This is a genomic window from Metabacillus niabensis (assembly GCF_902829255.1).
Taxonomy (GTDB): Bacteria; Bacillota; Bacilli; order Bacillales; family Bacillaceae; genus Metabacillus; species Metabacillus niabensis.
Genome location: NZ_CADEPK010000033.1, coordinates 64,067 through 90,136, shown reverse-complemented (window position 1 = coordinate 90,136; position 26,070 = coordinate 64,067). Strand labels below are relative to the sequence as shown.

The window sequence follows — 26,070 nt, the reverse complement described above, 5'->3', positions numbered from 1 at the left end:
AAATTCAACAAAAGAAAATTTTGAACTGTAAAGGTGTGGATTGAATTTGAGGAAAAGGAAAAGACTGAGCTGGATTCAATCATTAATCCTCATCATTTGTTTAGGCACATTTCTATTTTCTGTTATAAAAATTGCGACGATTTACTATGAGTATTCAAAAAATGAAAAGGTTATGAACGAAATTCAAGTAGAGTATCAAGAAATCCAGCAAAACAGTGAGCCAGTGGCAGAGGAAAATCAAATTCGTTCTCCATTCCAAAGTCTTTTAAAAATAAATCCCGATATTGTCGGTTGGCTAACAATTGATCATACAAAGGTTCATTATCCTATTTTGCAAAGCTCAGATAATGAATATTATTTAAAGCGAAATTATAAAAAGGAGGAATCAAAAGCAGGAAGTATCTTTATGGATTATCGGAATCAAGTAGATACACTAAATAAACAGACGATTATTTACGGACATGAAATGAAGGACGGCTCGATGTTCGGGCAGTTAAAGAAATTTTTAGATGAGGAATTTGCTTCACAAAACAAGCATTTTCAGTTTAATACAATTTATGCAAGCTATGATGTGGAAGTCTTTTCAGCGTATGTAACGACAACAGATTTTCATTATATTGAAACTGATTTTGCGAGCGATGAAGAATACAAACAATACTTGAAAGTAATCAAAGAAAACTCAGAAGTACAGACAAATGTCCAAGTAAATGAAAAGGATCATATTATCACCTTATCGACATGTAACAACCTGTCTGACCCAGATGAAGGAAGATTAGTCGTACATGGTAAATTAACGAAGATTGATTAATGTAACATTGTGCAGTGGTAGATTCCTAGCTCCTTTCACTTTAAAATTAAACTGACGAAGATGACACTCATAATCGAGTGTCTTTTTTTGATAGAATAGTAGATAAATACATGAGGTTTTGAACAGGAGAGAAGAAATTCAAAGCCACTTTTAGGAAATAATCCTTAAAAGGAGAGTAGTTTATGGTTAAGGTTCAGGAGATAAAAATTGACGGTGAGGGTCTTCATGTTTTTAATAGTGCAATCTATATTATTGAATCGAGTACAGGCTATACGTTGCAATTAGATGCCGTTGTAAGTGAGGTTGTTGTACTGAAATATCAAAATGAGGAAACCCTACTTGTAGAAATAGAATTACAGGATGGAAGACAAATTACTTCATTTATGCATTTGAAACGATTGTCAGGAGGATTACCGCAGTTAAACTTATTTTGTGAACTAAATGATATTGATGATTTTCATGATTTTCTTATGATAAACGAAAATGATTCGTCTTATCCTAATGTAGAGGACGGAATCACTTTAGAGGAAATTAGAAAATATGAAATGCCAAGTGAAAAAATTACTTTGAAATTAAAATTACCAATTGAGCAAACAGAGTGGTTAAGTGAGCAAAAAACTGGGGATTTATCAAATATCATCAAGGAAGCTATATATGATTATTGGAGAAAATATGAAATGAAATAATGCACTTTCTACCTAGCGAATCTCTATTTAACGATAGAAAAGTAAGACGTGTTGTTGTGACACAATAAGTCAAGAATAAGAAAATGTCTGTAACGTTTTTGTTTGTTAATCACCTTTAAATATCACTTTTTGTAGTTTGTAAAAGACTGTCTATTATCAAATCTTGATAATAGACAGTTTTTTTGTTTTTTAGTATATGTTGAATATTAAAACAAAACAGTATATACTGTACATATATGGAATATACAGTATACACAGTATAGACGCAAGTGTGATATGCTTTTCAATTTTAATGGTGGATTTTGAAAGGTAACAAAAAGTAATCGAAAATAGGAGGATATCTAATGTCTTTATCAAAAATCGGCTCTGTAGTCATTTTGGCTATATCACTTTTCTTTTTACTAGTAGGATGTGGGAGAGGAAAGGCAATTGATGATGCAGCACAATATTTATCACCGGTAGAAAAAATAAATATCCCGGAAAATGTGAAGGTAATTGGCTTTGGAGAGGCAACACATGGAAATAGTGAATTTCAAAAGCTTAAAAAGGATTTATTTGAAACATTAGTATTAAATGAAAAAGTCCGAGTATTTGTCTTAGAAGGAGATTTTGGAGGGGCACAGAAAATTAATCAGTTTATTTTAGACGGTACTGGTTCAGCTGAGGAAGCAGTTTATGCTCTTGATTATAATATATATAAAACAGAACAAATGATTGATCTTGTTCAATGGATGCATGATTATAACCTAACTGTTAACGAGGAAGAAAAGGTATATTTTTATGGTAATGATATGCAGCGCTATGATTACAGTAAGAAAGGCCTTCTCGATTACTATGACATGGTTAATGATGATCGGGCTAAAAAATATACGAAGCAGTTGGAACATGTATCAAATGATACAATGCGTGATTTAACAATGAAGCAACTGGAAGATTTGGAGAATAAAATAGACAACATCATCCTAAATTTGCAGGAAAATCAAGCGACGTATGTGGAAAGCTCCTCTCCTGATGCCTATGCTTTTGCTTTACAATACGCGCAAGTTATGAAACAACGGACACAATTATTTTTAAATGAGAAGGACTATACAAAGCTTCGTGACCAATATTTGGCGGAAAATCTACAATGGATTGTTGATTTCGAGACATCTAACGGTCATGATAAAATATTTATCTCTGCTCATAATGGACATATTGAAAAAACATCGGCATCACTTGCAGACTATAAATCAATGGGGAATTATTTAGATGAGGTATATGGTGAGGATTATTTTGCAATCGGTACAGACTTTATCGATAGTACATTCCAAGCATTAAAAGGTGGTTCAACTGAACGGGAAAATTACAAAGTAGAGAATCATAATGAATTAGTAGATGCGTTCAGTGAAGTAGAGCAAAATATTTTTTACGTAGATTTTAAAAAGGCCCTTGAATCAGAGGAGTTATCAGCGATTATTGCAAAGGAGCAAAAAATGGCAAATATAGGAGACGAATTTAAACCTTGGTATAAATTGATGAAGATGTTTTACACGATAAAAATGGTTCCAAATGAAGCATACGATGGAATCATTATTGTAAAGAAGGCAACACCAACCATTGTATTAGAATAATGAAAGTGTTAAATGACTCTCATAACCGCCAAGGTTTGTTATATGAATATGGATAAAATTAAACAAAAAGGCATCCTAAAAAGCCTTATATCAAAACTTCATTATTCCTTGATATAAGGTTTTTTGGACGTTAAATATTCCTTAGCAACAAGCATCCAATCTTCTAAAAATAATCTCCATAGATTTGGGCGTCTTCTTACAGCTAAAGGATGGTAGGCAGCTGTTGTTTTATAGCCATGTACATGATGAAATTTGCCCCGTAATGACTTCACATCAGCTTCAGGATTGTGAAAAAAGGATTGAACAGCAACGTTTCCTAGGCAAACAATTAATTTAGGCTGCTTTGCTAGCAGTTGTTGGTTTAGGTGGTTCATGCAAATTTGTCTAGTGTGTTCCTTTTCATATGATCGTGTCGGTTTTCTTTTTAAAATATACGTTATGTATAAATCACCTGCTGTTAAGCCAACTTCACCAACTGCTTTTTGTAACGTTTGTCTAGTCCCGCAGACAAATGGCTTGTTATCTCGGTCCTCACGTGCCCCCGGATTATCCAATAGAATCATGAGCGATGCCTCTGGATTCCCCTCACCCCAAACCATTCGTGACCCATGCTTATCAAGACCGCAATCACTGCAGTTTATTTGCTCCTCTGGTGTAGATTCTTCAGGCCATAATGAAGCGCAAAAATCAGACAAAGCTTTTCCTCCTTTGTAAGACGAATAATGTTAATTTGCCCAATAAATATTGAGGTTAATTCGTCTTTTTCATAAACTTTGTTGTTTTTTATTAAGTTTGCGTTTTCGTTGATTTCCAGAGTTTACGATAATCATCAATTTTTTCAAAAAAACAATATTCGGTGTGTCGTTACACACTCTTTTTCTGTATAGTAATTAGTGCAACGAACAAAAGATGAAGTCTCTGTTACTATCTACTTTTATTACCATGGACAGATAGGAAATTTATAGGTATTTTAATTTATAGGTATTTTAATATTATTGTAGTATTGTTTTTAAAGGAAGGAAGTAATGAAAATGGTTGCGTTTATCTTAGTAGTTTTAGCGTTATTTCTTATTCCAGGTCCTGCTGTTATTATCACGATTTCTCAAACGATTAAAGGTGGGAAAAGGAACGGAATCATTACTGGAATCGGATTAGCTGCAGGAGATTTAGTTCATACCTTTGCAGCGGTTCTTGGACTTTCAGCTATTTTAATGACATCTGCATTAGCATTTGAGATTGTAAAATATTTGGGTGCTGCATATTTAATTTATTTAGGAATATGTGCGTTGCTGGCAAAGTCAAAAAAGACAAAAAATCCTGTTGAAAAGGAAGTAACAACGACTGGTTCATTTCGTCAGGCGTTTTTAATAGAATTATTAAATCCTAAAACAGCGCTATTTTTCTTAGCCTTCTTGCCGCAATTTGTTCAAAATAATGGTACTCCTGTTACGATACAGCTATTAATACTTGGTTTAGTCTTTGTTTTAATGGGCATCATCTATACAACATTATTAGTATTTATCACAAGCGCCGTAGGCAATAAGGTTATGGTGAAAAATCAAGGAAATGGCTGGCTTGGGAAAGCTATAGGGGTTCTTTACATTGGCTTAGGTTTAAAATTAGCACTGCAAACACAAGAATAAGAGATGTAAATGACACTTATGGAGAGTGTCATTTTTTTAATCTTCCATTATAAAAGCTGACCCTAATTAGAGTCAGCTATCAGTCTAAATTATTTATGTCCATAAGGATCAATTGTTTGAATTGTCCCATCCTCGTTGTATGTTAGCTCCGTGTATTTTACAGAGCGCTTATGGTTTACTCCGTCTGATAATTCACAGTCATGGTAGAACAGATACCATTTATCCTTATATTCAACAATTGAATGATGTGTTGTCCAGCCGATAACAGGAGTAAGAATCGTCCCCTTGAACACAAATGGTCCCTGTGGATTTTCGCTCACTGCATAAACAATTTTATGGGTTGTACCTGTTGAATAGGACATATAGTAAAGGCCATTGTATTTATGAACCCATGGGCCTTCGAAAAATCTACGGTCTTCATCGCTTGCTAGAATTGGGTTGCCATCCTCATCAACAATCGAGATTTCTTTCGGTTCGCTTTTAAATGTTAGCATATCATCAGTTAATTCTGCGACTCTTGGTCCTAAAGCAGGCTCTGTAGGAGCTGGACCTTCTGCATCTGGATTAAATGTTCCTGTTTGCCACTTCTCTAGCTGTCCTCCCCAAAGTCCGCCAAAATAAACATAAGCTTTGTCATCCTCATCGACTAACACTGCTGGATCAATGCTAAAGCTGCCTGGAATATAATTTTCCTCTGGTGTAAATGGTCCTGCAGGATTGTCGCTTGTTGCAACACCGATACGGAAAATGCCATCAAGATCTCTAGCAGGGAAAAATAAATAATATTTGTTGTTTTTGTAGGCAGCATCTGGAGCCCAAAGCTGCTTACTAGCCCAAGGAATATCCTTTAAGTGAAGAACCTCCCCGTGGTCGACGACTGGTCCGTTTACATCATCCATTGATAAAACATGGTAATCTTCCATTTTATATTGGTCACCATTATCATTTGAAGGTTCATCATGATCAAGGTCATGTGAAGGATAAATATATAGCTTTCCTTCAAAAACATGTGCAGAAGGATCTGCCGTAAAAATATGTGTAACGATAGGTTCGTTTGGTTTAGTTTCTTTTCCCATTTGCTCTCCCCCATATATTAGTTAAAGTGCTTACATTATAAGTATACCGATTTCTCCCGACTTTGTATACCCATTAAACTAACTTTCAGAAGATAACGTATAAATAGTAAAAACCAAAGTGAGATTTACTAACTCCATAATTATATGAAGATTCGATTAATTATGAAACATCAAAATAATATTGTAATATATCGAGAAAGTCCTTATAATAGTATTCATTAAATAGACAATTGTCCTTTCTGGGTGGAATATATCCGATATTTTAGTAGAAAGGTTTATTTTGAAATTTATTAAGCTTTATAAGCTATGTAAGTAGAATGAATTGTTTATTTACTTATAAAGTATGAAATTATCCAGATTATTATATAAATTGAAAATTATTGGAGGATATTTATGAAAAGTATATTGAAAAAGTGGAATAAGCTAAGTATCGTAAAGCAAATCATTATCGGCCTAATCATTGGGATTATCCTAGCTGTAACGGTTCCTGAAGGAGCGAAATTTATTACGATACTTGGCTCTTTATTTGTCGGTGCATTAAAGGCGGTTGCACCTGTGTTAGTCCTTTTCCTAGTGATGGCTGCCATCGCTCAACATAAAAGTGGTCATAAAACGAATATGAAATCGATTATCCTCCTGTACCTTATAGGAACCTTTTTGGCTGGTTTAATTGCTGTAATTGCTAGTTTTATTTTCCCTGTAGAATTAACACTTGCAGAGAGTCCTGAAGGTTTCACATCACCTGAAGGCGTAGGGGATGTTCTTAAAACATTATTGTTAAACATTGTTGATAATCCAGTTAATGCGATTGTTAATGGAAATTATATTGGAATTTTAACTTGGGCAATTCTCCTTGGTTTTGCTCTAAGAAGTGCTCCTGATTCGACAAAATCAGTCATCATTCATTTTTCAGATGCGGTGTCAAAGGTTGTTACGTGGGTAATCAAGCTTGCACCACTAGGGATTATGGGGCTTGTGTTTGAGGCGATTGCAACAAATGGATTAGAATCATTGCTAAGCTATGGAAAATTGCTTCTCGTTTTACTTGGCTGTATGTTCTTTGTAGCGTTAGTGGTTAATCCAATTATCGTCTTTGTCATGATTAAGCAAAATCCTTATCCACTTGTATTTAAATGTTTAAAGGAAAGCGGCATTACAGCATTCTTCACACGAAGCTCTGCTGCGAATATTCCTGTAAATATGAGATTATGTGAGGACCTTGGGTTAAACAAGGATAATTATTCTGTTTCTATCCCATTAGGTGCTACGATTAATATGGCTGGTGCAGCTGTTACGATATCTGTATTGACGCTTGCAGCGGTTCATACACTGGACATTTCAGTCGATATTCCAACTGCGATCATTCTTAGTGTAGTTGCAGCAATATGTGCTTGTGGTGCTTCTGGTGTTGCTGGTGGTTCATTATTGTTAATTCCGCTAGCATGTAGCTTATTTGGAATATCAGCTGATGTTGCGATGCAAGTAGTAGGGGTAGGATTTATCATTGGGGTTTTACAAGATTCATGTGAAACAGCACTTAACTCTTCAACAGATGCGCTGTTTACGGCGGCAGCAGAATTCAAGGATTGGCGAAATGAAGGGAAGAAAATAGAAATTAACAAACTGGCATAAAATATAACAGCTCCTCTAGTATTAGTAACGTAAAGGACTAGAGGAGCTTTTTTATTTATTCCCTTTTTCTACTTGTTGAATTCTCTCTGACGTATAGTGCAGTTGCTTTGAAGCCCATTTAAAAAAGAAAATGTGAAACGTATATACAAGAAGATAGACAACAACTGAGTATAGTATATGCCAATGATGATAATGAAAAACGCCAAAATGGATTGATATCCATTCGAAAATAGTACTAGAAACAGCCCATATGACAACATGAAACCATGAATGTAGTTTATAATATTTATCATAAGCATAATAAAACAAATAACCGTAAAATGAATAAACGATTGAATACGTTATCTCATCAAAAACCTCATGTGTGTTATCGTCAAAGCTACTGTAAATATCAAGAGGGTGTGTTGCAAGCGTAGTGTCTACAGTGCGTCCGATAACAGAGTTTATTAAAAATAGCAAAATAAATAATTGGATTGGAAACCGTTTTGGCAAGATGAGTGATAAAAGAATTAATCCGCATGCAACGAATAGCACGAATATTTCATTTTCATCAAAGCTTTTTGGAAATGTTAATACTTCCATTCATAATTCCTGCTCTCACTAACAATTTTCGATAACTAAAGACAATGAATACATTGAGGCATAAAATGACGGCCCAATATAAAATTGAAGGATAATAAGACCAGTGAACGAGCTTTACTAACCCAAGCCCATATCCAACATATAAACAGGAGCCGTGAATGAGCAACGAAATCATGAAAAGAGCCATTCTCATCCATGTTGATTTCAAGCTTATGAATAAGGATAGAAAACATAGAGTTAGCATTGGTATTAAATAAATATTCCCTATTAGGAAAGTGATAGCTGAAATAGGTTTATTCGACAGTTGTATTAAGTCTAGGTTAACTATAGTGATAAGAATAAATACCTCATTAATCATCGCATTAACCATCCAATTTAAAACGATTTCGACAGGATGTAATGCTTTATTCCAATTGATTAGTAAGAGAATGGTTGCTAATAAAAGAGTTAAAGTAAGTACTAGCAAGTATTTCTCCTTTCTTCAATCTGATTTTTAGGAAATGATAGTTTATTTTCCCCAAAACAATTATAACTATTCCCTTAATTGCTTTAAAAAGATATCATTGAGTCAATTTTTATGTATTTTTTTAGATTTCTCATGATAAAGATGGTAACGTAAAAGGATGAAAAACTTATAGATTATGAAAATGAGCATTGTAGGCATTGCATACAAATAGAAGATAACAAGATGTAGAGGAATGGATGATATGAATCAGGAACTTATTGAAAATGCGGATAAAAGCTATAAGCATGCTGAGACGCGGGCAGGGGAATATTTTCAAACACTTTTTACTTATGTTGAGAAAAAAGCTTTTATCCCAATCTTAACAAAGGACATCCAAGCATGGAGACAGAATCATATTCGCAGGTCTTCATTGATGTCCTTTTTATCACGAGGAAAAAGGATATCTGCTTCAGACGGTTATCATAGCTACATTAAGTGGTTAAATTACACTGGGAAGCTTGAGAATTATTTGGATCGTAGCTTTTCGTATATATTTCTACGGGATTTAGGGAAAACGTTGAATTCATCAGAGTCGCAAAAGAAAATTCAGCAAGTAGTAACCAGTGTCAAACAGCGGCTTTTATCAAACATGGATAACGAAGCGGATCCGCTTAGTATTGTCGAGTTATATCGATGGGCACAGAAGGAAAACGTCGAAGCTGCAATCATTTGGCTAATGGACAAATTAAAAAAGGTTTCTTCCATCCTTCCTCAAGGGATGGATGCTGATCAAGCGCAACGTAAGCTAATTAAGCTTATTGCCGGTGTTATGATGCATGTGATAGAGGAGATGGATGACAATATCACAGCAGAGGAGCGTGCCAGGCAACTTGATGCGGCGATTAGGTTAGGTTATTCCTATGGAGTAACGTATCCATTTATAGATGATCTTTTAGATGCGAATGTGTTATCAAAGCTGGAAAAGCAACGATATTCCAATTTGATACGCACAACTCTTATTACAGGAACAGTACCAAGTTTGGGGAAATGGACTGGGGAAAACGGAGATTTCATTCGAGCTGTTCACAACGAGCTTCGTGAAGCCTTTCAATATATAAAGTCAGAGCAGCATCCTAAGCAAAGAAAAGGATTTTTTGAACAAGCATTTGTTTTTTTCCAAGCGCAAGAGGTCGACCGGATGAAGGAGATCTCAGACGCAACCTATACGAATGAGGATTTGTTTATTCCGGTCATATTAAAATCATCCTTTTCACGATTAATAGCTCGCTCCGTTATTAATGCCCCAGAGGACGAGGGCTTTGATAACAGAACGTTTTTATACGGGATTTATAATCAGCTAGCAGATGATTTTGCCGATATGTTTCATGATCTGGAGGCTGGTGCGGTTACGCCGTATACGTATTATTTAACATATCATCGAGAAAGACCGGATTTAATCAATCCCTTTGAATTGTACTGGACAGTTATCGCTAATTTAATTCACAATGTGTACGGATCTGATACGAAGACATGTGAAGTCATGTTGAACCGAGCTATAAATGGCTTGAAACGGTTTAAAGAGCGAATTGGAGCGGAGAAATACAATGATGTGATGGCGCTTTTCACGAAAGGGATGCCAGCCTTTAATCAATTAATTCAAAAGATGGTTGAGAAGGCAGATGATGTTGATTTCTTTGATAAGCTTCTGCGTGACCAAATCTTATTAAATTTAAAAAAGGAACGAAAAGAGCGAGAAGAATTTTTTCAGCAATTAAAAACAGTTCGTGAACAGATAAATCATAGTCTCCCAATTTCTAATAGTGAAAATAACTCAATGGATGATCCGATTATTGAGGCAGCAAATTATAGCTTGGAAGGTTCCGGCAAGCGATTAAGACCAATTATTACCTGGGTTATCGGTGTGAAAGAATATGGTTTGAGTGGTGAGGCGATTATGCCACTTTTAAAATCATTGGAGTACATGCATACAGCATCACTTATTTTTGATGATTTGCCATCTCAGGATAACGCAAAAATAAGAAGGGGGCGCCCGACTCTTCACCAGATTTATAACAGTGCTGTAGCGGAATTAACCGGTCTTTTTCTTACTCAAAAGGCGATTGAAGAACAAGCATCACTAAATTCATTTGAATCAGAAGCTGTCCTTCGCTTAATCCAATACTCAGTCCAAGTTACAGCAGAAATGTGTAGAGGCCAGGCGATGGATTTAGATTCAAAGGGGAAGCAGTTGACTCTCGAACAATTAAATACGATGTGTTTTTATAAAACAGGGATAGCGTTTGAGGCTTCTCTTGTCATGCCTGCAATACTCGCAAAGGCGGATGAGGAGGAAATAGAAGCATTGAAAAACTATGCGCGTCATTTAGGCATTGCTTTTCAAATAAAAGATGACCTTTTAGATGTTGAGGGTAGTGTTAGTTTACTTGGAAAAGCTCCTGGTAAAGATGAAGAAAATCATAATGCGACCTTTGTATCAATACTAGGTGTGGTTGGTGCAAAGAAAGCAATGTGGGATCATTATTGTTTGGCGATGGAGGCTGTACGTAACGTATCACACAATACGACCTTTCTAAAGCATTTAATGGATTATATCGTAAACCGAGATAACTAACAGTTAGTAAATCAGAATATGACATGATAAGTAAGAAGCACTACATTCAGATAAATAACTGAATGTGGTGCTTTTTGCTGTACCTTTATGATAAAGTCTGATTATAAGTATGTCGAAAACGTTGATACCTTCTGTTATTTTCGTAATTTTAAATCCGAGAATAACATCCCATATACAATGCTATCTGTCCATTCACCCTTATTCCAAAAATCCTGAATAAAATGAGCCTCTTTTCTCATACCTATACGCTCACACAACCTTTGTGATGCTTTATTTCTTGCATCAAGGTTGGCTTGTATACGATGCACAGCAAAATCAACAAATAACTTCTTGACTAAACTACTCACGGCTTCAGTTGCATAACCCTTTCCTGATGCTTCGTTAGAAAAACTATAACCAATCTCAACAGTATCTTTCATATCTGTATACCAAACGGATAAATCACCAATGACTTTCGTATCGTTTACTACTGCTAAACTTAAATTTGTTTCTTTTGTGAGTACACGATTTTCTAGCTTTTTATTAAATCTTTCATGCATATTTTCATGTGTCCACTTATCATGCAAGAGATATTTACACGTATCATCGTTATTGTATATGGTAAATACATCTTGTAAGTCATTACGATTAAACGGTCTAATTGTTAATCTTTCAGTGCTAAATTCCAAAAAAACTCCTCCTTTGATTACTAAATATTAATTGCAAATTTCATTCCTCTTTCATTATAAAGGATCAATCTTTTTTATATAGCTGGATTTGTAAGTTTATAGGAGTAGGGAACTGCATGTATGACTATTTGAAAATATTACCTTATCAATAATAAAGGATAAGTTTATAATATTTGTATTCTATTTATTAATCGATATTATTTTTGTTTACCCATTCCATTGAGGTGATTTCTTGAATTTTACTCTTTTGAAAAGTATTCGGCTCGTTATGTTTGTTTTAATCAGCTACATCTATTACTTTAACCTTGGAAGTCATACGACGATTCAGTTCATTTTTGTTATGGTTGCGTCTATTGGATTTTGTATCAATCACATTATGTTAATTACCTCGTTTGGAAAAAACTATTTTCCTATCTTAATTGTAATGGATTCGATCTTAACTATAGGCTTTGTCTTTCTTTTTCCGGGATCAACATTATATTTAATTTTATTTGGAGTGAACGCAGTAACAATTTTTTTATTTTCTGAAAGTCAGAAAGTAATTACTCGTTTCTCCGTTGGTTTCTTTCTCGTATGGGGGGGATGTATTTATTACACGTACTATGCAACAGGCGTAATTGATGTTATGAGCAATATTGTAAACTTTACTTTTATTCTTTTTTCTGCAGTTGTCGGTCGGTTAATTCATAAGCTAGAGCTTGCACAAGTAGAAAATGAAAAGCAATATGAGGAGCTTCAAAAAACGCATGATGCCTTGAAGGACGCTCATCAACAGCTACATCTTTTTTCACAACAAGTAGAGGAATTGACACTTATTCGAGAACGGAATCGGATATCTGGAGAGATTCATGATACGGTCGGACATAAAATGACAGCACTACTTGTTCAACTACAGGTAGCAAAGGAGCTTCTGGATATACAGCCGGAAAAAAGTAAGCAGACGGTGCTGTTATGTGAAGAGCTTGCGAGAAATGCTCTTCAGGAAATTCGATTGTCTGTTCGCACGTTAAAAGACACGGACAAACCGCAATCCTTTATCACAGTAACGAGGAAAATCCTTGAAGACTATCAGAAGATGACAGGCTTGAAATCTAGCTTTCAATTACATGGCGATGCCTCGCGTATCCCAATATCTATGCAGCTAGACATAACACGAGTAATCCAGGAATCGATTACAAATGCAGTTCGTCATGGGCAGGCTACAGAATGTCAAATTAAGATTGAAGTAACCGATATGGCGGTAGAGGCGATGATCAACGACAATGGGAAAGGTTCATCAGAGATAAGTCCAGGCTTTGGCTTGAAGCATATGAGAGAACGAGTCATTGAGCATGGCGGGAGAATTGTGTTTGAAGGCATGCCTGATACAGGTTTTATCGTGAAAGCAAGCTTTCCTTTAAAGGAAATTAGGTGGCAGATAGGTGGGGGACAATGATTAAGATAATAATTGCAGATGATCAAGAACTAATGCGTGATGGGCTTGCGACAATTCTAAATCTTAAATCTGATCTAGATGTTGTCGATGTTGCAGTAAATGGACGAGAGGCGTTAGAGAAAGCGATGCAGCATCGGCCGGATATCGTGTTAATGGATATTCGCATGCCTGTTGCAAATGGGGTTGAAGGGACAAAGCTGATTACAGCCGCCCTACCAGATTCGAAGGTTTTGATGTTAACAACCTTTAATGATAGTGAGTTAATTTTTGAAGCGCTTGAAGAAGGAGCTAGTGGCTACCTGTTAAAGGATATGCCTACTGACACGATTGTTCAAGCGATAAAAACGGTCCAATCAGGTGGTATGGTCTTACCAAAAGAATTAACTGCAGATATTGTTAGAGAAATGAGAAGGAATCAATCATCTGATGAGACTGTCACTGATGATGAAGTACAAAAACAAATAAGCGAATTAACAGAGCGTGAACTACAAGTGTTACATAAGCTCGGTTTAGGCTTAAATAACAAGGAAATCGCAGCTGAACTGTTTATTTCAGAGGGGACGGTTAAAAATCACGTATCAAACGTTATAAATAAACTTGAGCTAAGAGACCGTACACAAGCAGCTATTTTTGCTGTTAGATATAACATTACAACATTTTCATCATGACTTTCGGCATAATCGACTCTATGACATACAGCTAACATAGCTGTATTTTTTTATGGAAAAATCTATCTAGAGAGAGATTTGTAAAGAGAAGTTAAAAGCTAAAATTTAAACATCAAGTGAAATGTTAATACTCAAATCAACAGAATCGTTCAAAAGGATGTGGAAATATGTTAGAGGTTAAAGAGCTTAAGAAAAGCTACGGGAATAAAGAAGTAGTTAAAAATGTTTCCTTTACAATTGATAAAGGGGAATCATTCGGTTTGCTTGGACCAAATGGAGCTGGCAAATCAACAACGATCTCAATGATATGTGGCCTTCTCCCATATGACCGAGGAGAAGTGCTTGTTAGCGATCGATCTGTTAAAAAATTCCCCATGCATATTAAGAAAAAGATCGGAGTTGTCCCACAGGAAATTGCGCTCTATCCTACAATGTCTGCTAGAGATAATCTGCTATTTTGGGGGAAGATGTACGGGTTAACAGGGACGAAGGCGAAGAGTCGGGTGGAAGAAGTGTTGGATTTTGTGGGACTTACCGACCGAGCAAAGGAGCGAATCGAAACATTTTCAGGTGGGATGAAACGGCGGATTAATATTGGTGCAGCCTTGATGCATGAGCCTGAGCTGCTGATTATGGATGAACCGACAGTAGGGATAGACCCGCAATCACGAAATCATATTTTAGAAACAGTCAAAAAGCTTAATGAACAAGGAATGACGATTATTTACACAAGTCATTATATGGAGGAAGTAGAGTATCTTTGTAACCGTGTTGGCATCATTGACCATGGTGAGGTTATTGCCATTGGAACGAAAACGGAGCTATGCAGCCGTTTAGTTGGTGGCTCGGTTGTGCAGCTAACAATTGAAAAAGCTTCGATTGAAGCAGTAGAAGCGTTAAGGAGCTTAGATAATATTAATCAAGTTGTGACGAAAGAGGAAAGCGATGTCGTTGAGGTTTTTGTACAAAATCCTCATGAGACATTAGGAAATATTATGACCACTGCTGTTAATCATGGAATGAAAATTGGTGCCGTTGAAGTAAAAGAGCCTAATCTAGAGACGCTCTTCTTACAGTTAACAGGGCGTTCATTACGAGATTAGGAGGATAAAGGATGAGTTTTTTCACAATTGCGCTGAAGGATATAAAAATTCGCCTGTTCGACCGAAAAGGATTTGTGATGATGCTGCTTATGCCGATTATTTTAACAGCTATCCTTGGTTCAGCACTTAGCGGTGTTTTTGGAGAGAATGGCTCGATTCCGAAAACAACGGTCGGTATCGTCGTATTGTCACCAGATGATCTGTTAACAGATCAATTTATACATGACGTATTGCAAGGTGATGAATTAAAAGAAAGCTTAACTGTTAAGCAAATTGATTCAAAGGAACGTTTACAAGAAGAGGTGGAGCAGCAGAGAGTGGATGTCGGGTTATTCCTTCCTGCTGGCTGGGGAGAAGGTCTAGCAAATGGTGATGTACATGATTTAACAATTTATCATGATCCTGAGAAGGAGATTCAGTCGAAGATTATTCAGACAATCACGACATCCTTTGTAGAAAAAGCGACATCTGTCTCGATTGCAACAGGAGTCTTAACGGAGGAGCTAGCAACGGCAGTTCCAGCGTCTAATCAGAAAATAAACATTGCTGACATATCGATGCAAATTGCTGATGAGCTTACTAAAATAGCGTCTTCTAAAGTCGATGCGGTAACAGCTGAGAAGGATGGAAAGGAGCCTATTTCAGGAATGCAGTACTATGCAGCTGCGATGGCGGCAATGTTTTTATTATTCAATATAACGATTGGTGCAAAATCGATAATTCAAGAGAGGAAAACTGAAACATTAGCTAGATTATTGAGCAGTCCGATAAGATATTCCTCTATCATATTTGGGAAGTTTTTAGGAACTCTCTATTATTCAATCATCCAGTTTTTCATATTTGTTCTGACTACCCATTTTTTATTTGGTGTTAATTGGGGGAATAACCTATTGCAAATCGTCGCCATTGGTTTAGCTTATTCCATTTCTGTTGCAGGCTTTTCAATGATTATTGCAGGGCTGTTGACAGAAGAGAAAACGGCCGATTCAGTTGGTGGACTTGGTATTCAAATTTTGGCACTTTTAGGCGGGTCAATGGTTCCACTTACAGCTTTTCCTGAGGGTCTACAAAGACTTGCGAATATTGCTCCTAATAAATGGGCTCTTAATAGCTTTTTAGAAGTAATGAACGGAACGACCTGGAATACACTTGCTTTACCTATTGCAATACTTATTTTAAGTGGATTAATCGCCTTGATTTTAGGATCGCTTAAATTAAAGGTGAGCTAAGGAGGAGAAACGATGAGAAAGATTGGTGCTATTACATTATTTGAACTAAAGAGGATTTTTCAGAAGCCGCAATCATACCTCCTTATGTTTGGCATGCCTTTGTTATTTACGTTCATTTTTGGGGGGCTCTTTTCTAATGAGGAAGAGGAGGAAAAGCCAACCATTGCTGTCGTTGATCTTGATCAGTCTTCTTTTTCGGAGGCATTCATTCAAGAGATAGAGAGTAAGGAGATCATGACGATAAATCTTGAAAATCATCAGGAAGCAAGTGACAAATTCTCTGAACAAAAAATAACAGGGTATATTCAGATCAATGAAGGCTTTGAGGATGACGTTTTGCAGATAGAGGTTCCGGAAATTACGTTTATCGCATCACCTTCATTTGAGGGTGCGGCGATAATTGAGCAAGTCATCAACGATAGTATCGTTAACCTATTGATGACGGCAAAGGCTTCAAATACGTATCATAATGTGACAGGGGATGATTTGCAGGTAGTTCAAGAGAAAGTTTCCAAAGAACTTGCCACAACCCCAGATGGAATTGAAATGGTGTCAATAATGAAAGGTAAAGAACTTGAAATGATGAATGATATGACTGCCCGTTCCGCAGGCTTTTCAATTATGTTCGTCATGATGACAATGCTTGTAAGTACAGGGGTAATATTAGAGGCTAGACAAACTGGTGTCTGGTATCGAATGATGTCCACTCCTACAATGAAAAGTGAACTGTTGATTGGGTATTTGTTTGCCTTTTTCGTAATTGGCTGGATTCAATTTGGTATTCTTATGCTCGTCTCGAAGTTTGTATTTCACGTCGAGTGGGGAAATGTAGTAGGTAACATTATCCTTGTATCAAGCCTATTACTTTGTACGATTGGATTAGGTCTATTCATCGCTAGCATTGTTAAATCATCAGAGCAACAATCTGTGTTTGGGAATCTTATTATTGTTTCGACATGTATGCTTGGAGGTGTTTATTGGCCCCTTGAGATTATGCCAGACTTCATGCAGCAGCTCGCTAAGTTTGTTCCGCAATATTGGGGACTTGAAGGCTTTGCAGAGCTTTCGGCAAGGGGAGGAACAGTATTGGACATATTAGTACCAGTTGGGATTCTTCTCGCATTCACTGCTGTTTTTTTAGTGATAGGAATGACAAGAATTCGTTTTGAATAAATGTTGCGATGAAAAGAGAAAACATAGTAAAAGGCAACCGTTATACAGTTGCCTTTTTACGTGTGTTACTTTTGTAGTGAATCAAATATTAAAGTAATTTCTAAGTATAAAAGAAGTCCATTTACAGTGTGGATTGTTTCTTATGTTTTCTAATAATCCCTTTGTTAGTGCCCGGCCTAGTTTAGGTTCTACTAATTCTTCCTTCAATATAAGGAGAGATTCTTTTTCGATTGATTCTTCCATAACTTCGAGGTTTCGATCAATCATTTCAATGATTTGTTCTTCTGAGAAGTGCTCCTCTAAAGGCTGGTTTATGATTTGTATTAGCTCATTCGTAATAAAAGGGATGGTCACATGTTTCGCTAATATCTCCGTTTTTTCGGTAAGTGACTTTGCTAGAGCTACTAAATCTAGAGATATATTAGTAAATAATAGTAGTGGTAAATAAGTTTGAATAAATCCTTTTATGCAATATACTAAATCATATTTTGAATGTTCGACGTTATTGCCATATAATCTTTCGACCATCGATAAAATTGTTTTATCTTGTAGTTGATTGTAACCGTGAAGCTTCGCTAGTAACTCCTCGTTAAGCGTATGAGTTTGTTCTTTAATAAATAATTTAGCGAAATTTGAGTATTTACTTAGTGCATGAAAGCTTGAATAGTAGAAATCATATAAAAGGCTTTCATTTTCTATCGTTCTGACCTTGTAGTCAATTTCGCTGACGATTTGCGTCATGAAATGGTCTATTAATGAAATGATCAGCTCATCCTTAGATTTAAAGGACAAGTAAAATGCACCTTTTGAAATGCCGCAGCGTTCGGTTATTTGTTGTACTGATGTTGCTTCAAACCCTTGCTCTGCAAATAGTTCCAAGGCCTTTTCCATAATTAATTGTTTTTTCAACATTCTATCTCTCTCCTAGGTAATGTTGTTGACAAATGACCGATTAGTCATTAGTATAAATAAATAGATTGATTAAGTCAAATAGGGTAGGTGTAAAGGTGAAATCTATAGTAAATTTTGTACTGAAAAATAAACTTGCGGTATGGTTACTTACGATAATTATTACGGTTTCAGGTATTTATTCTGGTACACAGATGAAAACAGAAACGATACCAGATATTTCGATTCCATACTTAATGGTAACAGGTATTTATCCTGGTGCAACACCTGAAAAAGTAATGGAAGATGTGTCCATGCCGATTGAAAGGGCAGTAGAAGGACTAGAAGATGTAAATGCAGTTTACTCAAATTCATCCTCTAACTTATCTAGTATTCAAGTTGAATATGATTATGGTGTTGATATGGATGAAAAGAAACGCCAGCTTGAATCAGCTTTAAGCAATGTAACTTTGCCTGAGGATGTAGAAGAACCTACGATTTCGGCAATCAGTATGAATATGATGCCTGTCGTTGCGTTAAGTGTTAGTAGTACAAAGGAAGATATTGTTGAGCTTACATCAACAGTAAATGATATTTTACTTCCGAAAATTGAAAAGCTCGACGGTGTAGCCTCAGCAACGATTTCTGGACAGCATATCGATGAAGTTCAATTAACGTATGATAAGGAAAAAATGGCCCAATACGGTCTAACTGAAGATAAAGTAAAGGAAATGATCCAAGCTAGTGATATGGCTGTATCATTAGGTCTTTACGAGTTTGAAGAAGGTGAACAAGCCGTTGCGATCGATGGTAAGTTCATGACAGCAGATGAACTAAAAGAAATGGTTATTCCTGTAACTCCTTCTGAAACAGTCCAAACACCTTTTGTTAAGCTTGGTGATATTGCGAAGATTGAGACGGTTGGTAAGGTTCAATCTGTTTCACGAACAAATGGTGAGGATGCAATAGCGATTCAAATCGTTAAAGGTCAGCAAGATAATACAGTTGATGTCGTAAATGAGGTAAAAGAGTTAGTAGAAGAAGAACAAGAGAGAATTGATGGACTTGTTATTGATATCTCACTTGACCAAGGTGAGCCAATTGAGAAATCAGTCCATACGATGGTTGAAAAGGCATTGTTTGGTGGTTTAATCGCTGTATTGATTATTTTGCTATTCTTACGTGATTTTAAGTCAACAATTATCTCAATTATTTCTATTCCAGTATCGATTTTCATGGCGCTCCTGCTATTGAACTGGCTTGATATTACACTAAATATCATGACATTAGGTGCGGTAACAGTTGCAATCGGTCGTGTTATCGATGACTCGATTGTTGTTGTTGAAAATATTTATCGACGGCTTCATTTAAAAGAAGAAAAATTATCAGGACGTGCGCTTGTACGTGAGGCAACAATTGAAATGTTTAAACCGATCTTATCTTCAACATTAGTAACGGTTGCGGTATTTGCACCACTAATTTTCGTTGGCGGTATGGTTGGTGAATTGTTCATGCCATTTGCTTTAACGATGACATTTGCGTTAGGTGCATCGTTAATTGTGGCGATTACCATTGTTCCTGCTTTATCACACTTCCTATTTAAAAAGCGTTTATATAGTGAAAAAACAGAGGGTGGCCATAAAGAGCAAGGGAAGCTTTCAAACGTCTACAAGAAAGTGCTTGAATGGACATTAAATCATAAAATTGTGACATCACTTGCAGCGATCATTCTTTTAGTAGGAAGCTTAAGCTTAACTCCGTTAATTGGCTTTAGCTTTATGGGTAGTGAAGAGGAAAAGGTCATGTATCTAACGTATACTCCTGCGACAGGTGAGCTAAAGGATGAAACGTTAGAGAATGTCGCTAAGGTTGAGGAAGAATTATTAAAACGAGATGATATCGACATTCTTCAGTTATCTGTTAATGAAGAAGCAGATGTGCAAACGGCTATGATGGGTGGCGGCGCTGGTGGCGCATTAATGTATTTAATTTTTGATCCTGATATGGAAAACTTCCCAGAGGTTCGTGAAGAAATTGAAGATTATGTTTTCAATATCGGTCAGTCTGGTGAATGGAAGAGCCAAAACTTTAGTTCAATGTCGGGTTCAACAAATGAGGTTAGCTACACCTTCTATAGTGAAGATTTAGATAAGCTGAATGAAACAGTTAAAAAAGCTGAAGACATTATGAAGGATAACAAAAAGCTTGAAGATGTTTCATCAAGTGCAGAAGATGCATATGTCGAATATGTCTTTAATGTAGAGCAAGATCATTTGCTGCAATACGGATTAACTACTGGTCAAATCGTCATGATGTTAAGTCCGAATAACACAAAAGACGTATTAACAACTGTTGAAAAAGATGGAGAAGCAATTGATGTGATTGTTCAACAGGACCAAGAAGCAGAGCCTAAATCAATCGATGAAATGTTAGAAACACCTGTTCAAACACAGGCTGGAGCAATGCCTTTATCTGAGCTTGTGACGGTTGAAGAGGGCACAACAATGAATACACTTGCTCGTAGTAAAGGTGAATATTATGCAACAGTATCAGGTACTGTTATTGGTGATGATATTTCAAAAGTATCATCTGAGCTAGACAAAAAGCTTGATGATATTGATTTACCTAAAGGAGTAACAATGGATGTTGCTGGGGTTACTGCTGATATGCAAGAAACCTTTACACAGCTAGGTGTAGCGATGCTTGCAGCGATCGCGATTGTATACTTCATCCTCGTAGTTACATTTGGTGAAGGGGTTGCGCCGTTTGCGATTCTATTCTCGTTACCATTTGCGGTTATTGGTTCCTTTGTCGGTCTCTTAATCGCAGGAGAAACAATTTCTGTATCGGTTATGATGGGTCTTCTCATGTTAATTGGTATTGTTGTAACGAATGCGATCGTACTCGTTGACCGAATCATTCATATGGAACGTGACGGTATGTCAATGCGTGAAGCGATCCTTGAAGCAGGAGCTACGCGTCTACGCCCAATCCTTATGACAGCTATTGCTACAGTTGGTGCATTAATTCCATTAGCAATTGGCACAGGAGGCGGTGGAGGTTTAATTTCGAAGGGACTTGGAATTACCGTTATCGGTGGATTAACAAGCTCAACGTTATTAACATTAATAATCGTCCCAATCGTGTACGAAGTTTTATCGAAGATGTTTAAGAAAAAACGGAATGAAGTACAGGATAACTAAAATCAAAGGTCTAACAAGATGTTAAGTCATCTTGTTAGACCTTTGTTGTTTGGATGGTATAAATGTTGTTTTGCTATGAATCATTGAAAAATTAAAGGAGCTGTTTCTACTTATGAATGAACGTTGGTTAGAAGTGTTGAAACTGATAGAAGGAAAATTAAGTAAGCCATCCTTTGAAACATGGTTAAAGGCAACTGATGCAAAAATAGAGGGGAATAATTGGACAATTATTGCTCAAAATGAATTCTCTAGAGATTGGTTAGAATCAAGGTATATGGGCTTAATTGAAGAGACAATACAGGAATTAACGAGCGAAATTCCTTTCGTAAAGGTTATTACTGATAGACAAGTTGGTTTAGATAAATTACAGGATAATCGAATAGAACATATTATTACACAAATTAATGCACTACACCCTTCTGAAAGGAAAAAACTCATTTCAATTCTGGGTGAACAAGGCTATGCAATTGAAAAAAATAGTACTATAAATTCCTCTTCTGCTGACCATAGTGAAAGAGAATCAACTAAAGAAGAGACGGAAGGGAGAATTGAATATTTAGAAAGGGAATGGAAGGGAATGAATGAAAGGTTACATAAACTAGAATCAAAAATAATTGAACTAATAGAAAAGCTCTAAATGTAAGAAGAAAATGTTTTATTTTCTTCTCTATGTACAATAAAAGGCCGTCTCATTTATGTGAGACGACCTTTGCAAGGTGAAAGCTTAACTGGCAAATTCATTTGTAAATTAGATAAAACTACTGTTAAGTTTTTTAGTAGTTTATTTTAATTTAAACGTACTCACCATTGTCTGAAGCTCCTCAGCCATTTTAGCTAATGTTTGGGCAGAGGCTGTAATTTCCTCCATTGATGCAAGCTGTTCTTCGGCTCCTGCTGCTACTGTTTGTGATGAAGAAGCAGAGGTTTCTGCATTTTTGGAAATTTCTAATATGCCGTAGGCTGTTTGTTCAACACTTGCAGACATTTGCTGTGCTGCTGCAGTTACTTCCTCGGATTGCTTCGATACGTCTGTCGCGGAGTGAAGAATTTGGTTAAAGGATTCCCCTGTTTGATTTATCAAGTCAAGGCCAGCCTTCATTTCTGTCATACATTTATCCATTGCCTCGACTGCATTTAATGTATTGTTTTGGATTTCTTGAATGAGTTGTGTGATTTGCTCTGCAGAACGATTCGATTCCTCGGCAAGCTTTCTAACCTCATCAGCTACAACAGCAAAGCCTTTCCCGTGTTCTCCAGCCCGAGCAGCTTCAATTGCAGCGTTTAAGGCTAATAGATTTGTTTGATTAGAAATAGTAGAAATCATCGCAACGATGTTCTCGATTTCCTTTGAACGTTGCCCAAGGTCTTTTATAATGCTTGAGGATTCAAGAACTGTTTGGTTAATAGAATCCATTTGATTAATTGTTTTCTTAAGAAAAACATTCCCCTTTTCAGATTCTGCAGTTGTTGTATTTGAATGCTCTGATACGAGTGAGATAGACTCTGTAATATGATTAATGCCCATTGCCATTTCTTGAATCGAGGTTGATGCTTGTTCCGTTTCTCTTACTGAAGTTTCAGCAGATGACGCAAGGACTGTACTTGCCTCAGCTATATGCTCTGATGCACGATTTGTTTCTTCGGCACTTGTCATTAATTGTTCAGATGCAGCTGCAACATGGTCTGAAGATAATCCGATTTTTGAGATTAATTGATTTAATTGAATAAGCATGTTATTAAAGGATGTAGATAGAGAACCGATTTCATCCTTTGATTGATAATCGCTTTGGACAGATAAATCTCCGTTTTCGGCTCTTTTCATCAAGCCTTCCATCTGTTTCACAGGTTTATAGATAAGACCTGCGATGATTAAGCTAACTAAACCAAATAGTATAATGCAACCAATCGTAATGCTGATCATAATGATTGTTGCATATTGAATATCCTTACTGTTTTGATTATTAACTGCTTTTGCAAAATTACTATTTAATTCAATTAAATCTGTATAAGTTTCATCGATTAATTGCAAAATTGGATCTGTTTCAGCAACATAGAGCTCATAAGCCTCATTGTTTTTATTAGCTGAAGCAAGATCGATTACTTTTGCTACGGAATCAGTGATTTGGTTAGATAAATTTGTCACCCTGTCTAGCTTTTCTAATTGATCTTGGTCATTCGTATGATACGTTTCTAATAGCTTCTCATTTTCCTCTAATTTGGCAGTGAGTTCAGCTAATAATTCCTCGTTTCGGCTTTCATCAGTATTCACCATTAATTCAATAAGGTTTTGTTGAGTATATTGTAGATTTGATTTTATCTTACTTACTGTTTCGATCGGTTTTAGATTATCCGTGTACATATCATCTAGCTTATTTCCCATATTTCTTATTTCGCTAAAACCTGTTAATCCTACAATGACAATACCGATTAACGAAATTACTGCTATAATGGTAATTTTAAAGATGATTTTTAAATCCTTAAGCCATTTCATAGATATAGTCTCTCCTTCATGTTGTGCCAATTCCTCGATTAAACTTATCAATAGTTTTTATATCGACATAATTTTGAAGAAATTAATAATGAAATGTTTATCTTAATGTGAAAAATTCCAAAAAAATCTATTTGTTACTTAAAATAGCGATATTAAAAAGAGCAAGGAAGTATCCCTGCTCTTCTAATAAACGTTAAAAATAGAGTTATTTTTCTAGTGTTTTTACAACTTTAATCGTAGAGTGGCTTTAAAAATTATAGAGACAAAATAAATGAGGGAGACCCTTTTTGAGTCATCCTCATTTATAAAGTAGAGAAAGTAGTTTTTGTGAATACATTAACTATCATATTTTTCTATTTTATTTTAAACATACTAACCATTGTTTGAAGCTCTTCTGCCATTTTTGCTAGTGTATGTGCAGAAGCTGTGATTTCCTCCATTGATGCTAGCTGCTCCTCGGTTCCAGCGGCCACTGTTTGAGATGTAGAGGCGGAGGTTTCGGCATTTTTAGAAATTTCTAAAATACCATATGCTGTTTGTTCGACACTTGCCGACATCTCTTCAGCAGCTGCTGTTACTTCTTCCGATTGCTTTGAAACATCTGTAGCAGATTGAAGAATGTGATTGAAGGATGTGCCAGTTTCATTAATTAGTTCGAGGCCAGTCTTCATTTCCTGCATGCATTTATCCATTGCATCTACTGCATTTAAAGTATTGTTTTGGACTTCTTGAATAAGGTGAGTGATTTGTTCTGCAGAACGATTTGATTCCTCTGCAAGCTTTCTTACCTCATCAGCAACGACGGCAAAACCCTTTCCATGTTCGCCAGCACGAGCTGCTTCGATTGCTGCATTTAAGGCTAATAGATTTGTTTGATTTGAAATGCCAGAAATCATTGCGACTATATTTTCAATTTCCTTTGAACGTTCACCTAGGTCTTTTATAATACTTGATGATGACAGGACCGTTTTGTTAATAGAATCCATTTGATCAATCGTTTTCTTTAGTGAAATATTCCCTTTTTCAGATTCTGCAGTGGTCGTATTCGAATGCTCAGATACGAGTGAGATAGACTCGGTAATGTGATTAATACCCATTGCCATTTCTTGAACTGCTGTTGAAGCATTTTCAGTTTCTCTCACAGAAGTTTCAGCAGAAGTAGAAAGGACTGTGCTTGCCTCAGCGATATGCTCTGACGCACGATTTGTCTCTTCTGCACTTGTCATTAATTGCTCCGATGAAGCGGCAACTTGGCTTGATGCTAATTGAATTTTTGATATTACTTCGTTTAATTGCCTTAACATATTGTTAAAGGATTGTGAAAGGAAACCAATTTCATCCTTTGATTGGTACGTACTTTGAACACTTAGGTCCCCATTCTCGGCTTGCTTCATTAATGACTCCATTTGCTTAACTGGCTTAACAATCAATGCTGAAATAATCCAGCTCACTAAGCCAAAGAGAACCAATGAAAGGATTGTAATACTAATGATTAAGATGATTGAAGAATGAACATCACTTTTATTTTGTTCATTTACTGATTTTGCATCATCCCGATTAATCTGTATTAAATTTGTGAAATTGTCATCAATTTGTCTTAAAATTGGTCCTGTAGTCGTTACATAGATTTCGTATGCTTCTTCATTTTGATTACTAGCAGACAACTCCAGTATGTTTGGAAAGGATTTTCCGATTTCATCAGATAATGCTGAAATTTTATCTAATGTCTCTAGTTCCTTTGTGTTATTTGTTTGATAGGAAGCTAATATTTTTTCTATTTCTGTTAGTCTTTTTTCAATATCAGTTAATAAATCTTTATTTCGTGTGTCGTCCGTAGTAATCATCAGCTCAATTAATGATTTTTCGATAATTTGGTTATTCGTTTTTAGTAAGCTTACAGTGTCTATTGATTGAAGCTTATTTGTATACATATCATCAAGCTTATTTCCCATATCCTTTATTTGTACAAAGCCTATTGTTCCAACTGCTAATAAGCTAATAAGTGAAATAATGATTAAAACAACAATTTTATAGCTAATCTTTAGATTCTTGAGTAACTTCATTGTGTTTGCACCCCTTTAATTAAATGGTAATAGTG

At 36.0% G+C, this 26,070-nt stretch carries 21 protein-coding genes; 13 read left to right on the top strand and 8 right to left on the bottom strand.

The features are described from left to right. Positions 1–40 precede the first annotated feature (40 nt). The 3 genes from srtB to HU235_RS06365 all read left to right on the top strand — a co-directional run bounded on the left by srtB (position 41) and on the right by HU235_RS06365 (position 3,104). Positions 41–808 (top strand): class B sortase, encoded by a 768-nt coding sequence (gene srtB / locus HU235_RS06375; RefSeq protein WP_145582018.1) that lies wholly within the window; start codon positions 41–43, stop codon positions 806–808. A 182-nt stretch (positions 809–990) separates the two neighbouring features. Then, complete coding sequence (locus HU235_RS06370) at positions 991–1,494, top strand: hypothetical protein (RefSeq protein ID WP_174879659.1); 504 nt, start codon at positions 991–993, stop codon at positions 1,492–1,494. A 344-nt stretch (positions 1,495–1,838) separates the two neighbouring features. Beyond that, a complete protein-coding gene (locus HU235_RS06365; protein ID WP_174879658.1) occupies positions 1,839–3,104 on the top strand; it encodes an erythromycin esterase family protein in 1,266 nt (421 codons plus the stop codon). A gap of 101 nt (positions 3,105–3,205) precedes the next feature. On the opposite strand, the gene HU235_RS06360 is transcribed toward HU235_RS06365, so the two are convergent. Next, on the bottom strand, positions 3,206–3,799 hold the full coding sequence (locus HU235_RS06360; RefSeq protein ID WP_174879657.1) for a uracil-DNA glycosylase: 594 nt from the start codon (positions 3,797–3,799) through the stop codon (positions 3,206–3,208). Between the two features lie 336 nt (positions 3,800–4,135). Between HU235_RS06360 and HU235_RS06355 the strand changes: the two genes are divergently transcribed. Then, positions 4,136–4,747 carry a LysE family translocator gene (locus tag HU235_RS06355; protein WP_174879672.1) on the top strand — a complete coding sequence of 204 codons (612 nt, stop codon included), beginning with the start codon at positions 4,136–4,138 and terminating at the stop codon, positions 4,745–4,747. Between the two features lie 89 nt (positions 4,748–4,836). Here HU235_RS06355 and HU235_RS06350 read toward each other — a convergent pair whose 3' ends face one another. Next, a complete protein-coding gene (locus tag HU235_RS06350) occupies positions 4,837–5,823 on the bottom strand; it encodes a glycoside hydrolase family 43 protein (RefSeq protein WP_174879656.1) in 987 nt (328 codons plus the stop codon). A 393-nt stretch (positions 5,824–6,216) separates the two neighbouring features. On the opposite strand from HU235_RS06350, the gene sstT reads away from it, so the two are divergent. Further along, positions 6,217–7,455, top strand: a complete 1,239-nt coding sequence (sstT, locus tag HU235_RS06345) for a serine/threonine transporter SstT (protein WP_174879655.1) — start codon at positions 6,217–6,219, stop codon at positions 7,453–7,455. Positions 7,456–7,506: 51 nt separating this feature from the next. On the opposite strand, the gene HU235_RS06340 is transcribed toward sstT, so the two are convergent. Both HU235_RS06340 and HU235_RS06335 read right to left on the bottom strand, forming a co-directional pair. Further along, positions 7,507–8,037 carry a hypothetical protein gene (locus HU235_RS06340; RefSeq protein ID WP_095302580.1) on the bottom strand — a complete coding sequence of 177 codons (531 nt, stop codon included), beginning with the start codon at positions 8,035–8,037 and terminating at the stop codon, positions 7,507–7,509. Next, complete coding sequence (locus tag HU235_RS06335; RefSeq protein WP_174879654.1) at positions 8,006–8,503, bottom strand: hypothetical protein; 498 nt, start codon at positions 8,501–8,503, stop codon at positions 8,006–8,008. Before HU235_RS06335 ends, HU235_RS06340 begins: the two co-directional genes overlap by 32 nt. A 232-nt stretch (positions 8,504–8,735) precedes the next feature. Here HU235_RS06335 and HU235_RS06330 point away from each other — a divergent pair, with 232 nt between their 5' ends. After that, on the top strand, positions 8,736–11,114 hold the full coding sequence (locus HU235_RS06330) for a polyprenyl synthetase family protein (RefSeq protein WP_174879653.1): 2,379 nt from the start codon (positions 8,736–8,738) through the stop codon (positions 11,112–11,114). Between the two features lie 134 nt (positions 11,115–11,248). Here HU235_RS06330 and HU235_RS06325 read toward each other — a convergent pair whose 3' ends face one another. Further along, complete coding sequence (locus HU235_RS06325; protein WP_174879652.1) at positions 11,249–11,782, bottom strand: GNAT family N-acetyltransferase; 534 nt, start codon at positions 11,780–11,782, stop codon at positions 11,249–11,251. Positions 11,783–12,014: 232 nt separating this feature from the next. Between HU235_RS06325 and HU235_RS06320 the strand changes: the two genes are divergently transcribed. The 5 genes from HU235_RS06320 (at position 12,015) to HU235_RS06300 (ending at position 17,390) form a co-directional block, all read left to right on the top strand. Continuing rightward, on the top strand, positions 12,015–13,217 hold the full coding sequence (locus HU235_RS06320; RefSeq protein ID WP_145581125.1) for a sensor histidine kinase: 1,203 nt from the start codon (positions 12,015–12,017) through the stop codon (positions 13,215–13,217). Continuing rightward, a complete protein-coding gene (locus HU235_RS06315; RefSeq protein WP_174879651.1) occupies positions 13,214–13,885 on the top strand; it encodes a response regulator in 672 nt (223 codons plus the stop codon). Before HU235_RS06320 ends, HU235_RS06315 begins: the two co-directional genes overlap by 4 nt. A 167-nt stretch (positions 13,886–14,052) precedes the next feature. Beyond that, positions 14,053–14,988, top strand: coding sequence for an ABC transporter ATP-binding protein (locus HU235_RS06310; protein WP_174879650.1), 936 nt, complete (start codon positions 14,053–14,055; stop codon positions 14,986–14,988). Between the two features lie 11 nt (positions 14,989–14,999). Further along, entirely contained in the window at positions 15,000–16,217 is a 1,218-nt protein-coding gene (locus HU235_RS06305) for an ABC transporter permease (RefSeq protein ID WP_174879649.1), read from the top strand. 12 nt (positions 16,218–16,229) lie between these two features. After that, entirely contained in the window at positions 16,230–17,390 is a 1,161-nt protein-coding gene (locus HU235_RS06300) for an ABC transporter permease (RefSeq protein ID WP_174879648.1), read from the top strand. Between the two features lie 81 nt (positions 17,391–17,471). On the opposite strand, the gene HU235_RS06295 is transcribed toward HU235_RS06300, so the two are convergent. Beyond that, complete coding sequence (locus HU235_RS06295; protein WP_174879647.1) at positions 17,472–18,302, bottom strand: TetR/AcrR family transcriptional regulator; 831 nt, start codon at positions 18,300–18,302, stop codon at positions 17,472–17,474. Between the two features lie 95 nt (positions 18,303–18,397). Here HU235_RS06295 and HU235_RS06290 point away from each other — a divergent pair, with 95 nt between their 5' ends. Both HU235_RS06290 and HU235_RS25365 read left to right on the top strand, forming a co-directional pair. Then, positions 18,398–21,481, top strand: a complete 3,084-nt coding sequence (locus HU235_RS06290) for an efflux RND transporter permease subunit (RefSeq protein WP_095302595.1) — start codon at positions 18,398–18,400, stop codon at positions 21,479–21,481. Positions 21,482–21,593: 112 nt separating this feature from the next. After that, positions 21,594–22,118 (top strand): DnaA N-terminal domain-containing protein, encoded by a 525-nt coding sequence (locus tag HU235_RS25365; protein ID WP_174879646.1) that lies wholly within the window; start codon positions 21,594–21,596, stop codon positions 22,116–22,118. Positions 22,119–22,262: 144 nt separating this feature from the next. On the opposite strand, the gene HU235_RS06280 is transcribed toward HU235_RS25365, so the two are convergent. Both HU235_RS06280 and HU235_RS06275 read right to left on the bottom strand, forming a co-directional pair. Next, a complete protein-coding gene (locus tag HU235_RS06280; protein WP_095302599.1) occupies positions 22,263–23,972 on the bottom strand; it encodes a methyl-accepting chemotaxis protein in 1,710 nt (569 codons plus the stop codon). A gap of 353 nt (positions 23,973–24,325) precedes the next feature. After that, the gene (locus HU235_RS06275; protein WP_174879645.1) at positions 24,326–26,035 is read right to left on the bottom strand and encodes a methyl-accepting chemotaxis protein; all 1,710 of its coding nucleotides are present in this window, start codon (positions 26,033–26,035) and stop codon (positions 24,326–24,328) included. Positions 26,036–26,070 lie beyond the last annotated feature (35 nt).

Coding starts and splice junctions, on each gene's coding strand:
- HU235_RS06370 (WP_174879659.1), top strand. CDS start 991: ATGGTTAAGGTTCAGGAGATAAAAATTGACGGTGAGGGTCTTCATGTT.
- HU235_RS06365 (WP_174879658.1), top strand. CDS start 1,839: ATGTCTTTATCAAAAATCGGCTCTGTAGTCATTTTGGCTATATCACTT.
- HU235_RS06355 (WP_174879672.1), top strand. CDS start 4,136: ATGGTTGCGTTTATCTTAGTAGTTTTAGCGTTATTTCTTATTCCAGGT.
- HU235_RS06350 (WP_174879656.1), bottom strand. CDS start 5,823: ATGGGAAAAGAAACTAAACCAAACGAACCTATCGTTACACATATTTTT.
- sstT (WP_174879655.1), top strand. CDS start 6,217: ATGAAAAGTATATTGAAAAAGTGGAATAAGCTAAGTATCGTAAAGCAA.
- HU235_RS06340 (WP_095302580.1), bottom strand. CDS start 8,037: ATGGAAGTATTAACATTTCCAAAAAGCTTTGATGAAAATGAAATATTC.
- HU235_RS06330 (WP_174879653.1), top strand. CDS start 8,736: ATGGATGATATGAATCAGGAACTTATTGAAAATGCGGATAAAAGCTAT.
- HU235_RS06315 (WP_174879651.1), top strand. CDS start 13,214: ATGATTAAGATAATAATTGCAGATGATCAAGAACTAATGCGTGATGGG.
- HU235_RS06310 (WP_174879650.1), top strand. CDS start 14,053: ATGTTAGAGGTTAAAGAGCTTAAGAAAAGCTACGGGAATAAAGAAGTA.
- HU235_RS06305 (WP_174879649.1), top strand. CDS start 15,000: ATGAGTTTTTTCACAATTGCGCTGAAGGATATAAAAATTCGCCTGTTC.
- HU235_RS06300 (WP_174879648.1), top strand. CDS start 16,230: ATGAGAAAGATTGGTGCTATTACATTATTTGAACTAAAGAGGATTTTT.
- HU235_RS06295 (WP_174879647.1), bottom strand. CDS start 18,302: ATGTTGAAAAAACAATTAATTATGGAAAAGGCCTTGGAACTATTTGCA.
- HU235_RS25365 (WP_174879646.1), top strand. CDS start 21,594: ATGAATGAACGTTGGTTAGAAGTGTTGAAACTGATAGAAGGAAAATTA.
- HU235_RS06280 (WP_095302599.1), bottom strand. CDS start 23,972: ATGAAATGGCTTAAGGATTTAAAAATCATCTTTAAAATTACCATTATA.
- HU235_RS06275 (WP_174879645.1), bottom strand. CDS start 26,035: ATGAAGTTACTCAAGAATCTAAAGATTAGCTATAAAATTGTTGTTTTA.